This window comes from Haloferax larsenii (assembly GCF_024730625.1).
Classification (GTDB): Archaea; Halobacteriota; Halobacteria; order Halobacteriales; family Haloferacaceae; genus Haloferax; species Haloferax larsenii.
The window spans coordinates 511,758-525,187 of the sequence record NZ_CP078063.1; the positions used below are offsets into that span (position 1 = coordinate 511,758).

Below are 13,430 nucleotides of genomic sequence, written 5' to 3' on the forward strand. Positions count from 1 at the left end.
CCGGCCGACGCGCGTGTTCGCATGCACGTCGACCTCGGCAACGTCCTCGACACGGCATCGGTCCACGGCCTCTCTCGCGAGTCGCTCGAACGCCTCGACGAGCGGGTCGCCGCCGCCCACGACCGAATCCAACAGGGCCGCGCCGACAGCGAACACGGTTACGAAGCGCTGAACCTCCCGAGTCGCACCGATCCCGCCGCGATTCGCGACGCCGTCTCCCGGTTCGACGACCCCGAGGCAATCGTCACTGTCGGCATCGGCGGAAGCGCGCTCGGCGCGGCCACACTCACTGACGCGCTCGACAGCGACGTCGACGCCTACTACCTCGACAACGTCGACCCCGAGGCTGTCGAGTCGCTCCTCGACGACCTCGACCTCTCGAAGACGGTCGTCAACGTCGTCTCTCGCTCCGGCACGACCGCCGAGACGCTGGCGAACTTCCTCGTCGTCCGCGAGGAGATGGCCGACGCGGGCGTCGATTGGGCCGACCGCACCTTCGTCACGACCGGCGAGGAAGGCAACCTCCGCGACCTCGCGGAGAAACACGACCTCCCGTCGCTTCCGGTTCCGGACGGCGTTCCCGGTCGCTTCTCGGTTCTCTCGACGGTCGGTCTCGCCGCTGCAGCAATCTGCGGCCACGATATCGAAGCACTCCTTTCGGGCGCGGCCGCACAGGAAGCGCGCCTCTCGGACTCGCTTTTCGACTCGCCCGCCTACGCCTACGGAGCGGTCTCCTACGCCCTCGCCGAGCGCGGGATGTCCGCGAACGCGATGATGCCCTACGCGGAATCCCTCGAAACGTTCTCCGAGTGGTTCGCGCAACTGTGGGCCGAATCCCTCGGCAAGGACGGTCTCGGCCAGACGCCGCTTCGCGCTCTCGGCGCGACGGACCAGCACTCGCAACTCCAACTGTACCGCGCCGGTCCGAACGACAAACTCGTGACGCTCGTCCGCGCCACCGAGCGCGACGACGTGGCCATCCCGGAGACGGACCTCGATGGCCTCGCGTACCTCGGCGGGTCGTCGCTCGGCGACCTCCTCGACGCCGAGTTCGAGGCGACCGAAGCCAGTCTCGTCGCGGCCGGTCGCCCGAACGTCCGCATCGAAATCGACCGCGTGGACGAGTACGGACTGGGTGAACTCCTCTACGCGATGGAGGCTGCGTGTGTCATGTACGGCGAGCTCGCGAGCGTGGACACCTTCGTCCAGCCAGCAGTCGAGTGGGGCAAACGCGCCGCTCGCGGCCTGCTCGGTGGCGGCGACTTCGAAGAAGCCGACGCCGTCGCCGACAAGGAAGAACTGGTCGTCGAGTAAGACGAATTGCTCGGCGGGTAGGACGAACCGCTCGGCGGGTAGGACGAACCGCTCGGCAGGTACGGTCGGGGACTACCCTTCCGAATCGCCGTCGAGGTCGAGCGCGTCGAAGAGTCGCGTCGTGACGACCGATTCGACGATGTCGACCAGCGTCGCGTCGTCGCTCGTGTAGTCGGCGAAGATGCCGAGTGGGATTTCCCCGCCCGCGACATCGTGGTGTCCGCCGGCGCTTCCGACGTCCTCGAAAGCTGTCTTGAGCGCGCTTCCCACGTGAACACGCGGATCTGGAGACCGCGCGCTAAGGTGAATCGCGTCGCGGATGATGCCGAAGACGATAGCCGTCTCGACGCCCTCCAAGGTTGCGAGGTAATCGGCCGCCTGCGGAAGCGAATCCCGTTCTGTGGTCCGCCCGACGTTCGAGACGAGCACGGCGCGTCGAATCGTCCGGTTTTCGATGGCCATCGCGATGGCGTCGAGGGTCGCCCCGGTGACCGACGGCGACGACAACCGGCGGATTAACTCGGTATCGACGGCGTCGTGGAGGTACGCCGCCGCTTCGTACTCGGCGCGGGTGACTCCTCGGAGGAAGTTGAGCGTCTCGCGGCGGATTGCAAACATGAGCGCCGTTGCGAGGCGCTCGCTGACCTCGACGTCGAGTTCGCGGAGATACTCCGTGAGAATCGTCGCCGCAGAGCCGGCCGCTTCGCGGTGGTCGACGAACCGGGCCTCGACGTCGTCTGCGGGGTGATGGTCGATGACGATATCCAGTGGCGTTCCCACCGGAACCCGGTTGTTGGCACCGGGCGTCGAGTGGTCGACGAACGCGAGCAACGACTCTGGTGGCCGGTCGGTCACCGTCTCCGGGTCGAGCTTTCTGAGGTCGACGTCGAGGAGGTTGACGAACGCGCGATTCTGCTGGTGAGATATCTCGCCGTTGTAGAAGATGTGGGTCTCTTCGATACCCGCGGCCACCGCGATTCGACCCAGCGCGAGCGCGCTGGCGAGACAGTCCGGGTCAGGGTTGTTGTGGCAGACGATATACAACTCACTGCCGGTCGCGAGGAGGTCCGAGAGCTGTCGTGCCGCGCTCATCTGTGTATATTGGACGCCGAGCGTGTTAGGTTGTGTGACCAGTGAGACCAAATACCAATCGACGCCGCTGTCGAGCGGACGGCGACCGTGCGCTCGGCGCACAGAGCCGAACCGGTTATCTGACGCGCTTACCAAGGGGTTCCAATGGCACACGATACCGCCCGCTCGTCGGCGACCCCGGCCGACCACCTGCAGGCGTACGGGGGCATCATCATCGTCGTCGCCCTCACCCTCATCGTCGGCGCGGTCTTCGGGTCCGTCGCGCACGGACTCGCCAGCGGATTTCTCGACTCCTCGGACCCGCTTCTCGAAGCACTCCAGAGCGCTGGCACTTTCGTCGGCTTCAGCGCTGTCGGCCTCGGCTATCTCGCCGCCCGCGACGATTGGGAACTCATCCGACTCGAATCGCCGTCGAAACGCGACCTCCTGTGGATTGCCGGTGGTCTCGTCGCGCTCTTCGGCGTCTATCTCGGTGGGTCGGCGCTCATGAGCGCCCTCAACGTCCAGAGTGGCGACAGCGTCATCGCCCAGCAGGGCGCGCAGAATCCGATGTACTTCCTCTATCTGACCGTCGTCACCATCGTCCTCGTCGGTCCGGCGGAAGAACTCATCTTCCGCGGCGTCGTCTTCGGTGAACTCCGGCGGCTCTGGGGGCCGCTTCCGGCCATCGTGCTGTCGAGCGCCGTCTTCGCTTCGATTCACGTGTGGTCCTTCACGGGGGCGGGCGCGCTCGTCTCACTCGGGATGGTGTTCGTCCTCGGCGGCGTCCTCGCGGCGATTTACGAGAAAAGCGGCAACCTCGCCGTCGCGGCCGTCGTCCACGGCCTGTTCAACGCAGTGCAGTTCGTCGTGAGTTACGCGCAGACGACCGGGTTGGTGTAGTTCGGTTGCGGGCTGTTCGAGGGTTGTTCGAGAGCTGTTCGAGGGTTGTTCGAGAGCCGTTCGAGGGACCGAATCCGAGTCGGCGTCGGCCTAGACGCCCGGCTCCCGGTAGGTGCTGAGTTCGAAGGAAAAACGCTCGCGCCGTCTTACGCCGGGTTCTTGCGCGAGAGGCCCATCCCACAGATTGGGCAGCGCTCTTTGTCTTCGTCGAACTCGCGGCCACAGCCCTGACACTGGAACTTCCAGTCGCGCTGCTCTGCGATGCCGTCCTGTGCGATGACTTCGACTTCGACGCCGAGATGTTCGGCGACGTTCTGCATCGCGTAGTCGTCGGTGACGAGGATGGCGTCGAGTTCGAACGCGGCGGCGATGAGGCGCGCGTCGGTTTCGGAGAGAACGCCCTTGTCGCCGGTTTCGCCGCCGGCGCGGAGGACCTTGTCGACGGTGCCCTGTCCGGGGATGTGGACGTACATGCCCGCACCTTCGAGCGCGTCGAATCGGAAGGCGTGCTCGCCGGTGAGTTCTTCTTTGACGAGCGGGATAGAAGCCGTCTCGTCGTCGGTGTGATACTCGTGAATGAACGCAGACGTGTCGAGAATTCGCATCTGCCTAGCGTTGGACGACGATGTAATCTTTCACAGCCTGCACGCGGTTGACCGGAATGAGGAACCGACCGTGGTCGTCGCGGTCGAATCCGACGCGGCTCGGCGCGATTTGCTCGTTCGGCTCGACGAGTAAGTTGTGTAGCTCACCCGACTTGAGATTCATCGTAATGTTGTACAGCATCCCGAGTTCCGTCCCATCAGACCCCATGACGGCCTTTCCAGAGAGGTTCTCGGCGAGTATGTCGGCCATGCACGGACCTACCTCGTCCCCTCACATAAACGCCACGGGGGCGTCTGACGAGTGACCGACGGGGAATCTCCGTATTGTCGAACAATCGGGGGAACGAGGCTCCGTCTGCGGTCCTCGGTGACGTTCTGTGCTCTCACGCAGCATGGTTTACGGGCGTGCGTGACGATGGACTTAACTTGAGTCACCGACTCGATTCCCGTAAGGAACTTTCTCCGGGGCGATTCTCCATGTCCGATACTGATTCGACGTCACAATCCGATACGCTTCGCACACCCATCGTGGCGGTCCTGGGCCACGTCGACCACGGGAAGACCAGTCTCCTCGACAAGGTTCGCGGGTCGGCCGTGAGCGAGGGGGAAGCCGGTGCTATCACCCAGCACATCGGCGCGACCGCGGTCCCGTTAGACACGGTCTCGCAGATGGCCGGTAGCCTGGTCAACCCCGACGACTTCGACCTGCCGGGACTGCTCTTCATCGACACGCCGGGGCACCACTCGTTCAGCACCCTCCGCTCCCGCGGGGGCGCGCTGGCCGACATCGCCATCCTCGTCGTCGACGTGAACGACGGGTTCCAACCACAGACCGAGGAGGCCATCGACATCCTCAAACGAACGGGGACACCGTTCATCGTGGCCGCCAACAAGGTCGACACGACACCCGGGTGGAACCCACAACAGGGTGAACCAATCCAGAAGTCGCTGGAGTCCCAATCCTCTCGCGCGAAATCCAAACTCGACGAGAGCCTCTACGAACTCATCGGCCAACTCTCCGACAGAGGCTTCTCGTCGGACTTCTACTGGCGCGTCCAGAACTTCCAGAAGAACATCGGCGTCGTCCCCGTCTCCGCGATGACCGGCGAGGGGATTCCGGACCTCCTCGGCGTCCTCATGGGTCTCTCGCAGCGCTACATGAAAGACGAGATGGCCATCGACGTGGCCGGTCCCGGCTACGGGACCGTCCTCGAAGTCAAGGAAGAACGCGGCTTCGGTGCCACGCTCGACGTCGTCCTTTACGACGGGACCATCCACGCGGGCGATACCATCGTCGTCGGCGGGGCAAACGAACCCATCGTGACGGAAGTTCGCGCCCTGCTGCAACCCCGGCCGAACGCCGAGATTCGCACCGAGAAGCGCTTCGACAAGGTGGACGAAGTCGGTGCCGCGGCCGGTGTCAAGATTGCCGCCCCGGACCTCGAAGACGCGATGGCCGGCGCGCCGGTGCGCGTCGTCGGCGACCGCGACGTGGACGAGGTCATCCGCGAAGTCGAAGCGGAACTCGCCGACATCGAAGTCACGACCGAAGAGGAGGGCGTCGTCGTCAAGGCCGACACACTCGGCAGCCTCGAAGCCATGGCGAACGCCCTCCAAGAGGCCGAAGTGCCCATCCTCCGCGCCGAAGTCGGCGACATCGCCCCGCGTGACGTGGCCGTCGCTTCGACCGCCCGCGAACCCGAGCACGAAGTCATCCTCGGATTCAACGTGGACGTGCTCTCGAACGCGCAGGACGAACTCGACACGAGCGACGTGAAACTCTTCGACGACGACGTCATCTACCAACTCATCGAGGAGTACGAGGAGTACGTCGACGAGATGAAGCGCGCACAGCAGGAGACGATTCTCGACAAAATCGTCCGGCCGTGTCGCTTCCGCATCCTCGAAGATCACGTCTTCCGGCAGAACAACCCCGCCGTCGTCGGCGTCGAAATCATGTCCGGGACCATCAAGAACAACATGAACGTCGTCAAGTGGGAAGACGGCGAGCCGAACCGGGTCGGCCAACTCTCCGGGATTCAAGAACAGGGCGAGGACGTATCGAGCGCCCGTGCCGGCTCCCGCGTCAGCGTCGCCATCGACGGCCCGACCGTCGGCCGCCAAATCGACGAGGGCGACGAACTCTGGATCGAAGTCCCCGAGAAGCACGCGAAGATTCTCGAACAGGAACTCCGCGACGACATCCCGGTGGACGAACTGGAGGCGCTTTCGGGCTACCTCGACAAGCATCGGCGGCGTGACCCCTTCTGGGGGAAATAGGGCTCGCTCGAAGCCGACCGACCGCCCCAAAACCACCCCGAATCGCCCGCCGGCGCCGTAACAAATTTGTTCTATTATCCAATAGGGTACAGTGAGGTGGAATCATGCGCAAACGAACATCCCATAGCGACAGCATCGTCTCAGAGACACGCTACGACGTCATCCTCGCGGCGCTCCCGGTTCCGCTCTTCCTGGGAGTCACCGTGGGGGCATTGACCGGCCAACCACTCTCATTGACGACCGGTGCAGGAGGGTTCGTCTCAGCGCTCGTCCTCGCCTATGGGCTGTTCGTCGCCGCACCGACCGACGCGGTGCGGTCGTCCACTCCCGATGTCAGTCTCGACGCCAACAATGTGAGTCTCGACGCCAACAACGTGGGCCTCGACGCGACACGCGAATCGGACAGAGACGAACCCACGACGGCGGGGCGTCGCTACCGCGGTATCTAACGGGCAGTCTTCCTCACGGTCGGTTCCACTCCCAAACCCAGTAGGCCGCGCCGAACAACATCAACCCGACGCCGAAGGCCGATGTTGCGGGTTCGGGGATGATGACCAGAATCAACCCGATGAGAATAATCGCGGTCGGCCCAATCTCGTCTGGGTATTGCTTGAGTGGGTCCATACGTCACCTACGCGCTTCCGGGTGAAGTGAGTTGTTGCGATTCCGACGAGTAAAGAGCGACCGACAGAGTAGTCTCGGACGTGTGTCGGAAGACGGACGCAGGTCGAAACAGTGAGAGACGGCCGTTATCGAGCCGCCGGGGTCATGTCGTCGCCGACGGCGCTCATCACCTGAAAGGCGGCGCTCGCGGCGAGACCCCGGGCGACCTCGTCGCGGTCCTCGTCGGTGAGACCGGTGTCGAGGTCCTCAGTGTCGGGAGAGAAGCCAGCGCTGACCGGGTGGCCGATAGGCGGGTGAACGGCCACCGTGGCCATCGGCCCCCCGGTGGTCGTCGAGAGTTCGGACCCGACGGCGAACCCCTCGGGGAGATACGACTCGGTGCGTGAGACGATGCCGGCGACAGCCCGCCGGAGCGAATCCATCTGCTCCGGGGTCAGTTCGACAGCATCAGACGTCCGGCCGGCACCAGGGACGCCGGGAGCGCCCGCATATGGGTTGTTCCCGTTCATCAGTCGTCATGGCTACGGGGAGGACGTGTAAAAACCCGTCGTCATCCATGAGTCGGGGTACCACTGGTCAAAGAGACCACGCGGTCGGTATCGTCCCGAGTCCCACAGCCGACTCGTCAGCCGTTGTCGGGATGGAAATAGAGACGACAGTCCCGTGAGGCGAGCGCGTCTCGACGTCGAGCGAGCCACCTGAGGCCTCGACCGCGGCCCAGACGAGCCACAACCCGATGCCGGTCGTGTGCGTTAGCGGCGTCTCAGCCCCGTTGATGATGGCGTCGCGCTCGACTTTCGGGATTCCGGGACCGTCGTCGGCGACGGTAACACAGACTTCCTCGCCGGTCCGCGTCACTGAAATCTCGATGGCTGGGTCGTCGTTACCGTGGACGGCGGCGTTGTCGAGGAGTTCGGCGATTCCTCGCGGCAATGCCGGGTGTGCTTCGACGACGACCGCCGGTGGAATATCGACAGACACCGCCGCGTCCGGATGTTCGAGCTTCGTGTCTTCGACCGCGTCGGTGACGGCGCGAACGAGGTCGATTTCGACCTCGATTCCCTCCGCTTTTTCGACCGAGCGAAGCAGCGATACCTCGTCGCTCACTTCGACGAGCCGTTGTGCGCGCGCCTGAATCGACACCACGGGGTCGATGTCGTCAGGGGCGTCCGAGCGCGGTTCGACGAGTTCCGTGTACCCCAAAATCGCCGTGCAGGCGTTTCGGATGTCGTGCCGAAGGACTCGATGCAGGACGCTCGTCTGCGTCAGCGTCGTTTCGAGGCGGGCGGTCGTCTCGGCGAGTTCGGTGTGACTGCGATTGACGAGGACGTACACGAGTCCCGCAGAGAGAGCGACAAACACCAATCCCTTCGAGGTCTGGAGGAGCGCGTGGTTCGGAAGGTGTTCGACGAAGTAGTCGCTCACGAAGACCCAGACGAACCCGAAGACAGCGTAGACCGCCGCGATTCGCCCGGGTGAGTAGTCGAACGCTTCCTCCCCCTTCATCAGCAGTGGATTGTCACCACCCCTGATTAGTGCGTCGGTCACACGTCAGACAGGAACAGGGGGGTCTCGGCGGTGGTGACGCCTCAGAAGATAGATTCGCTATCGCCGTACGCCGCAACCGTGACGACGGTCGTGTAGCCGTCGCCCTCGTGTTCCGCCGCAGTGAGCGCGACCTGTTCGTCGTCGAACTCCCACTCTCGAAGCCCGCGACCGGCATCGAGACCCTCGATGACGGCTGTGTGGACGGCGTCTTCGTCGGTTCCCGAGGCCTCGTAGAACAGACCGGGACCGGACCCAGTCGCCCACCCGAGGCCGGCGACGACCGTCTCACCGGGCGTGGATGTCGTCTCGCGGGCTTCGACGACCGTCAAGCGGTTACCTGCCGGACCGAGGTCGGGCGCGACGTCGACTTCTTCGACCGTCGCGTCCGCGGGAACGACAGACGAGACGGCGACGAGGTTGTAGTTGTGAATATTGGCGGCGGCGAGGGCGGCGTCGTAGGACGCCATCTCCGTCGGGGCCGTACCGACCCCGCGGACGACGCGGATGATGCTCATGTCTGAACGAACGCGCCAGCTAAAAAGGGGGTTACGGATGCGAACGGACAAATCGGAAGTAAAGCCGGGATGGTCTCAATACTGGGTGCCGAAGTCGGAGACGGCTCCGTAGTTCGACTCCGATTTGGTGCCGACTCCGTATCGGACGCCCGAATTAGTTCTGACTCCGTATCGAAGGCACCAGTTCGGGTCTGCTCAGTACTGGTAGTCGGTGAATCCGGAGATGGGACCAGTGCCGGACTCTTCGACTTCTTCGAGTTTCTCGTGGGCCGCGTGGAAGTCGGCTTCCGTCACTTCGGTTCGCTCGTCGCGGATAGCGAACATGCCCGCCTCGGTGGCGAGCGAGGCGACGTCGGCACCGGAGTAGTCGTCCAGTTCCTCGGCGAGGGCGTCGAAGTCCACGCCGTCGGCGACGTTCATGTCGCGCGTGTGGATGTCGAGGATGCGACGGCGACCTTCGACGTCGGGCTTGGGAACTTCGATGAGGCGGTCGAACCGACCGGGACGGAGAATCGCCTCGTCCAGCATGTCGAAGCGGTTGGTCGCCGCGATGATGCGAATCTCGCCGCGGTCGTCGAAGCCGTCCATCTCCGAGAGCAGTTGCATCATGGTCCGCTGGACCTCGGCGTCGCCGGAGGTCTTCGAGTCGGTGCGCTTGGATGCAACGGCGTCGATTTCGTCGATGAAGATGATTACTGGTTCGCGCTCGGCGGCGAGTTTGAACAGGTCGCGGACGAGGCGAGCGCCCTCGCCGATGAACTTCTGGACGAGTTCGGACCCGGCCATCTTGATGAACGAGGCGTTGGTCTCGTTGGCGACGGCCTTCGCGAGCATTGTCTTCCCGGTGCCCGGCGGCCCGTAGAGGAGAACGCCCGACGGCGGGTCGATGCCGACCTTCTCGAACATCTCGGGGTTTTCGAGCGGTTGTTCGACCGCTTCGCGGACTTCCCGGACCTGCTCGTCGATGCCGCCGATGTCGTCGTAGCAGACGGTCGGCGAGTCCACGACTTCCATCGCCTGCGCGCGGGCGTCCGTCTCGTCGTCCAGAATGGTCTGGATGGCAAACGAGTCGTTGATGGCGACGCGGTCGCCGGGTTCGAGGTCCTCGTACGTGAGGTTCGGCGCGAGGTCGGTCAACACCTCCTGGTTGTTGCCGTGCTGTTTGATGACGACGCCGTCGTCGGTCACCTCTTCGACCGTGGCGATGTAGTACGAGGCGGTCTTCAGCGCGTCGTTACGTGCTTTTATCTGTTCGACTTCGTCGACCAGTTCGGCCCGCTTCTCGTCGACGGCCTGGAGGCGCTCGTCGAGTTCGCGGTTGACCTCGACCATCCGTTCGAAATGCTGCCGGAGCGCAGAGAGACGTTCTGCTTCCGACATGTCGGGGTCCAGATCGAGATGAGGACGTTCTGGGAGAGATGGACTCCGTGACATCGGTTAGTGGGGGGAAATTAGACTCGTGCGTAAATGTGCCTTTGGGTCGGAGAATGTGTGTTTGGAAATTTGGGTCGCAGACGGCGTCGGGAGCGAACGAATCGTGGTTGAGCACGGTCCCGTCGGTCGATGTGCATCGAAACAGGGAGGAAAACGCGGAGGCGGGTAGTCCACAGGTCGCCCCTCGCTCGGCCCGGACGTCTCCCCTCCGCACTGGTAGGTACGTGGCACGCGAACTTGAAACGAATTCGTCATTCTACGGAACGTCGGGGAAACGAGACGGTTGGTCTGGCACACCGATAGGGTGTCGTCGAAATTGCGGGCCCGTGTCGAACGCTACTCGGTTCGCTCGCCCTGATAGCTCCCGTCGTAGGTGTCGTCGTGGGTTGCCTCGGCGAGAACGATTTGGGCGACGCGCGCGCCGCGTTCGAGTTCGACTGGGTGGTGGACCTGTAGCAGTCCCTCGCCTTTCCCTTCGTATCCGGCGTCCCAGACGGCCGTGTTCAGCATACAAGAGTTCCGCATCAGCGACGACCGGGGGTAGATGTAGCCGACGTGGCCCTCGGGGATGTGGACCGTCTCGGCGTACTGAAGGACGTACCCACCCGATTCGAGGTGGTAGGCCTCTGTCTCGGGGTCGGTGACGTCGAGCGCGCGACGCTCGCCAATGGTCTTGCCCTCGCGGCCGATACGCCCGGGTTCGACCTGTTCGAGAAGGGCTTCGAGCGTCAAATCGACGCCGTTCGGTTGGACCTGGTCCTCGGAGACGGGCGTGATGTGCTGTGCGACGAATGAACCGGCGCGGTACATACTCGAATGCGAGTCCACGGCGTCTAAAACGATGCCGAACTTCGGCGACCCAGTCGAGACGACCGCTCAGGCCGGAGCGTCGATGAAACCTGTCACCACCACCTGTCTGATGACAAGTGGCATGGGGCAACCACCAAGGAGTTTAATCGTCCTTAGACGGTAGAAACCGTCAGACTGCGGTATCCTTCACGTTCGAAGATAGGGAAGTACGCGGGATTTATATTCGAGGCCCATCGACATTCGCCTGTTATGGGACAGACGCTCACGGAAAAGATTCTATCGGACCATCTCGTCGAGGGGGACCTCACCCCCGGAGAGGAGATTGGAATCGAAATCGACCAGGTTCTGATGCAGGACACGACTGGGACCATGGTCTGGCTGCAGTTCGAGGCACTCGAGCTCGACGAGGCACAGACCGAGCTCGCTGCCCAGTACTGTGACCACCAGACCTACCAGTTCGACTTCAAGAACACGGACGACCACCGCTTCCTCCGTTCCGCGGCTGGGACATACGGTGCCCACTTCTCCCGCCCCGGCAACGGTATTTGCCACAACGTCCACAAGGAGAACTTCGCCGCACCCGGCAAGACGCTCCTCGGCTCCGACTCGCACACGCCGACGCCCGGTGGCCTCGGTCAGCTCGCAATCGGTGCCGGTGGCCTCGACATCGCCGTCGCCATGGGTGGCGGCGCGTACTACGTCGAGATGCCGGAAGTCGTCAACGTCCGCCTCGAAGGCGAACTCCCCGAATGGTCCTCCGCGAAGGACGTCATCCTCGAGATGCTCCGACGCGAGACCGTCAAGGGCGGCGTCGGCAAGGTGTTCGAGTACACCGGTCCCGGTGCCGAGTCGCTCAGCGTGCCCGAGCGCACGACCATCACCAACATGGGGACGGAACTCGGCGCGACCTCGTCCATCTTCGAGACGGACGAAAAGACCAAAGACTACCTCGAACGCCAGGGCCGCGGCGACGAGTACGTCGAGCTGACGGCCGACGACGACGCGGAATACGCCGACGAAATCGTCATCGACCTCTCGGACCTCGAACCGCTCATCGCCTGCCCGTCGATGCCGGACAAGGTCGTTCCTGTCCGCGAAGTCGCTGGCAAGAAGGTCGAGCAGGTCCTCGTCGGTTCCTGTACGAACGGTGGCTACGAGGACATCCTCCCGGCCGCGAAGATGTTCGAAGGCCGCGAAGTCGCAAAGCACCTCGAAATGATTGTCGCACCCGGTTCGAAGCAGGCCGGTGAGATTCTGGCCCGCGAAGGCTGGACGGCCGAGATGATGGCCGCCGGCGTCAACGTCTCCGAGGCGACCTGTGGTCCGTGTATCGGTATCGGCCACGTGCCCGCCTCCGACTCTATCTCTCTGCGTACCTTCAACCGCAACTTCGAGGGTCGCTCCGGTATCGAGGACGACAACGTCTACCTCTGCTCGCCGCAGGTCGCCGCCGCCGCGGCACTCGAAGGCGAAATCATCGACCCACGCGACCTCGCCGACAAACTCGGCGACCTCGAATCGCCCGGCGTCGAACTCCCCGACGAGTACGACGGCTCCAAGACGGACCTCATCTACGCCGAAGACGCCATCGACGACGAACTCATCAAGGGCCCGAACATCGGCGAAGTCCCACTTCAGGACCCGCTCGGTGCCGACATCTCCGGTGAGACGCTCCTGAAGATGGAGGACAACATCACGACGGACCACATCATTCCGGCGACGTCCGACATCCTCAAGTTCCGCTCGAACATCGAGCGCCTCTCGGACTTCACGCTCTCGCGTGTCGACGAGACGTTCGCCCAGCGCGCCAAGGAAGCCGGTACCGGCGTCCTCGTCGCTGGCGAGAACTACGGTCAGGGGTCCTCGCGTGAGCACGCCGCGATGTGTCCGATGTACCTCGGCATCGAGGCCGTTCTCGCGCAGTCGTTCGCTCGCATCCACAAGGCGAACCTGTTCAACTTCGGTATCGTCCCCCTCGCCATCGACGAGGAGACCTACGCGAAGATCGAACAGGGCGACGACGTCGAAATCGTCGACGACGTGGCCGCCGCAGTCGAATCCGGTCAGAAGGAGTTCACCATCCGCGTGAACGACGACTGGGAGGCGACGGCGCAGCTCAACGCTTCCGAGCGTGAGCGCCGTATCCTCGCTGCCGGTGGCAAGCTGCCCCTCACGAAGCAGCAGGCCGAAGGCGGCGCTGCCCCCGCGGACGACTAACGCCACACCCAACACTTCTCACATTTTTCGACCGCCGAGCGACGGCGTTGTCGCCGAGGCGAGCCCTGCTGTCGAAGGCGAGCCCGCGTGTTTTTGCATGCCCACCACG

Annotated in this window: 14 protein-coding genes; 5 read left to right on the top strand and 9 right to left on the bottom strand. The window is 63.8% G+C overall.

Annotated elements, in window-relative coordinates; genetic code table 11:
- The first annotated feature begins 21 nt into the window (after positions 1 to 21).
- On the top strand, positions 22 to 1,314 hold the full coding sequence (locus tag KU306_RS02705; RefSeq protein ID WP_258302801.1) for a glucose-6-phosphate isomerase: 1,293 nt from the start codon (positions 22 to 24) through the stop codon (positions 1,312 to 1,314).
- Positions 1,315 to 1,386: 72 nt separating this feature from the next.
- Here KU306_RS02705 and KU306_RS02710 read toward each other — a convergent pair whose 3' ends face one another.
- The gene (locus KU306_RS02710; RefSeq protein WP_258302802.1) at positions 1,387 to 2,406 is read right to left on the bottom strand and encodes a DHH family phosphoesterase; all 1,020 of its coding nucleotides are present in this window, start codon (positions 2,404 to 2,406) and stop codon (positions 1,387 to 1,389) included.
- Positions 2,407 to 2,550: 144 nt separating this feature from the next.
- On the opposite strand from KU306_RS02710, the gene KU306_RS02715 reads away from it, so the two are divergent.
- Positions 2,551 to 3,288 carry a CPBP family intramembrane glutamic endopeptidase gene (locus tag KU306_RS02715; protein ID WP_258302803.1) on the top strand — a complete coding sequence of 246 codons (738 nt, stop codon included), beginning with the start codon at positions 2,551 to 2,553 and terminating at the stop codon, positions 3,286 to 3,288.
- A 146-nt stretch (positions 3,289 to 3,434) separates the two neighbouring features.
- On the opposite strand, the gene KU306_RS02720 is transcribed toward KU306_RS02715, so the two are convergent.
- Together KU306_RS02720 and KU306_RS02725 are read right to left on the bottom strand one after the other, a co-directional pair.
- Positions 3,435 to 3,893, bottom strand: a complete 459-nt coding sequence (locus KU306_RS02720; RefSeq protein ID WP_007541832.1) for an NOB1 family endonuclease — start codon at positions 3,891 to 3,893, stop codon at positions 3,435 to 3,437.
- Positions 3,894 to 3,897: 4 nt separating this feature from the next.
- The gene (locus tag KU306_RS02725) at positions 3,898 to 4,143 is read right to left on the bottom strand and encodes a PRC-barrel domain-containing protein (RefSeq protein ID WP_007541830.1); all 246 of its coding nucleotides are present in this window, start codon (positions 4,141 to 4,143) and stop codon (positions 3,898 to 3,900) included.
- 227 nt (positions 4,144 to 4,370) lie between these two features.
- On the opposite strand from KU306_RS02725, the gene infB reads away from it, so the two are divergent.
- Together infB and KU306_RS02735 are read left to right on the top strand one after the other, a co-directional pair.
- A complete protein-coding gene (infB, locus tag KU306_RS02730; protein ID WP_258302804.1) occupies positions 4,371 to 6,173 on the top strand; it encodes a translation initiation factor IF-2 in 1,803 nt (600 codons plus the stop codon).
- A gap of 104 nt (positions 6,174 to 6,277) precedes the next feature.
- The gene (locus KU306_RS02735; RefSeq protein WP_007541825.1) at positions 6,278 to 6,622 is read left to right on the top strand and encodes a DUF8015 family protein; all 345 of its coding nucleotides are present in this window, start codon (positions 6,278 to 6,280) and stop codon (positions 6,620 to 6,622) included.
- Between the two features lie 13 nt (positions 6,623 to 6,635).
- Here KU306_RS02735 and KU306_RS02740 read toward each other — a convergent pair whose 3' ends face one another.
- The 6 genes from KU306_RS02740 to KU306_RS02765 form a co-directional block, all read right to left on the bottom strand.
- Entirely contained in the window at positions 6,636 to 6,797 is a 162-nt protein-coding gene (locus KU306_RS02740) for a hypothetical protein (RefSeq protein ID WP_007541823.1), read from the bottom strand.
- 125 nt (positions 6,798 to 6,922) lie between these two features.
- Positions 6,923 to 7,306 carry a DUF5811 family protein gene (locus KU306_RS02745; RefSeq protein ID WP_007541821.1) on the bottom strand — a complete coding sequence of 128 codons (384 nt, stop codon included), beginning with the start codon at positions 7,304 to 7,306 and terminating at the stop codon, positions 6,923 to 6,925.
- A 67-nt stretch (positions 7,307 to 7,373) separates the two neighbouring features.
- Positions 7,374 to 8,303: a sensor histidine kinase gene (locus KU306_RS02750; protein WP_258302805.1), complete on the bottom strand. Its 930-nt coding sequence runs from the start codon at positions 8,301 to 8,303 to the stop codon at positions 7,374 to 7,376.
- An 83-nt stretch (positions 8,304 to 8,386) separates the two neighbouring features.
- Entirely contained in the window at positions 8,387 to 8,860 is a 474-nt protein-coding gene (locus KU306_RS02755) for a pyruvoyl-dependent arginine decarboxylase (RefSeq protein WP_007541817.1), read from the bottom strand.
- Positions 8,861 to 9,055: 195 nt separating this feature from the next.
- Positions 9,056 to 10,294 (bottom strand): proteasome-activating nucleotidase Pan2, encoded by a 1,239-nt coding sequence (gene pan2, locus KU306_RS02760; protein ID WP_008326551.1) that lies wholly within the window; start codon positions 10,292 to 10,294, stop codon positions 9,056 to 9,058.
- Between the two features lie 336 nt (positions 10,295 to 10,630).
- Positions 10,631 to 11,122, bottom strand: a complete 492-nt coding sequence (locus KU306_RS02765; protein ID WP_258302806.1) for a deoxyuridine 5'-triphosphate nucleotidohydrolase — start codon at positions 11,120 to 11,122, stop codon at positions 10,631 to 10,633.
- 231 nt (positions 11,123 to 11,353) lie between these two features.
- Here KU306_RS02765 and KU306_RS02770 point away from each other — a divergent pair, with 231 nt between their 5' ends.
- Positions 11,354 to 13,321 carry an aconitate hydratase gene (locus KU306_RS02770; RefSeq protein ID WP_258302807.1) on the top strand — a complete coding sequence of 656 codons (1,968 nt, stop codon included), beginning with the start codon at positions 11,354 to 11,356 and terminating at the stop codon, positions 13,319 to 13,321.
- The last annotated feature ends 109 nt before the right edge of the window (positions 13,322 to 13,430 follow it).

What these genes read in the sequence shown, in the direction of transcription:
- KU306_RS02720 (WP_007541832.1), bottom strand. Translation starts at nt 3,893, where the DNA reads ATGCGAATTCTCGACACGTCTGCGTTCATTCACGAGTATCACACCGAC.
- KU306_RS02750 (WP_258302805.1), bottom strand. Translation starts at nt 8,303, where the DNA reads ATGAAGGGGGAGGAAGCGTTCGACTACTCACCCGGGCGAATCGCGGCG.
- KU306_RS02740 (WP_007541823.1), bottom strand. Translation starts at nt 6,797, where the DNA reads ATGGACCCACTCAAGCAATACCCAGACGAGATTGGGCCGACCGCGATT.
- pan2 (WP_008326551.1), bottom strand. Translation starts at nt 10,294, where the DNA reads ATGTCACGGAGTCCATCTCTCCCAGAACGTCCTCATCTCGATCTGGAC.
- KU306_RS02705 (WP_258302801.1), top strand. Translation starts at nt 22, where the DNA reads ATGCACGTCGACCTCGGCAACGTCCTCGACACGGCATCGGTCCACGGC.
- KU306_RS02745 (WP_007541821.1), bottom strand. Translation starts at nt 7,306, where the DNA reads ATGAACGGGAACAACCCATATGCGGGCGCTCCCGGCGTCCCTGGTGCC.
- KU306_RS02715 (WP_258302803.1), top strand. Translation starts at nt 2,551, where the DNA reads ATGGCACACGATACCGCCCGCTCGTCGGCGACCCCGGCCGACCACCTG.
- KU306_RS02735 (WP_007541825.1), top strand. Translation starts at nt 6,278, where the DNA reads ATGCGCAAACGAACATCCCATAGCGACAGCATCGTCTCAGAGACACGC.
- infB (WP_258302804.1), top strand. Translation starts at nt 4,371, where the DNA reads ATGTCCGATACTGATTCGACGTCACAATCCGATACGCTTCGCACACCC.
- KU306_RS02755 (WP_007541817.1), bottom strand. Translation starts at nt 8,860, where the DNA reads ATGAGCATCATCCGCGTCGTCCGCGGGGTCGGTACGGCCCCGACGGAG.
- KU306_RS02770 (WP_258302807.1), top strand. Translation starts at nt 11,354, where the DNA reads ATGGGACAGACGCTCACGGAAAAGATTCTATCGGACCATCTCGTCGAG.
- KU306_RS02725 (WP_007541830.1), bottom strand. Translation starts at nt 4,143, where the DNA reads ATGGCCGACATACTCGCCGAGAACCTCTCTGGAAAGGCCGTCATGGGG.
- KU306_RS02710 (WP_258302802.1), bottom strand. Translation starts at nt 2,406, where the DNA reads ATGAGCGCGGCACGACAGCTCTCGGACCTCCTCGCGACCGGCAGTGAG.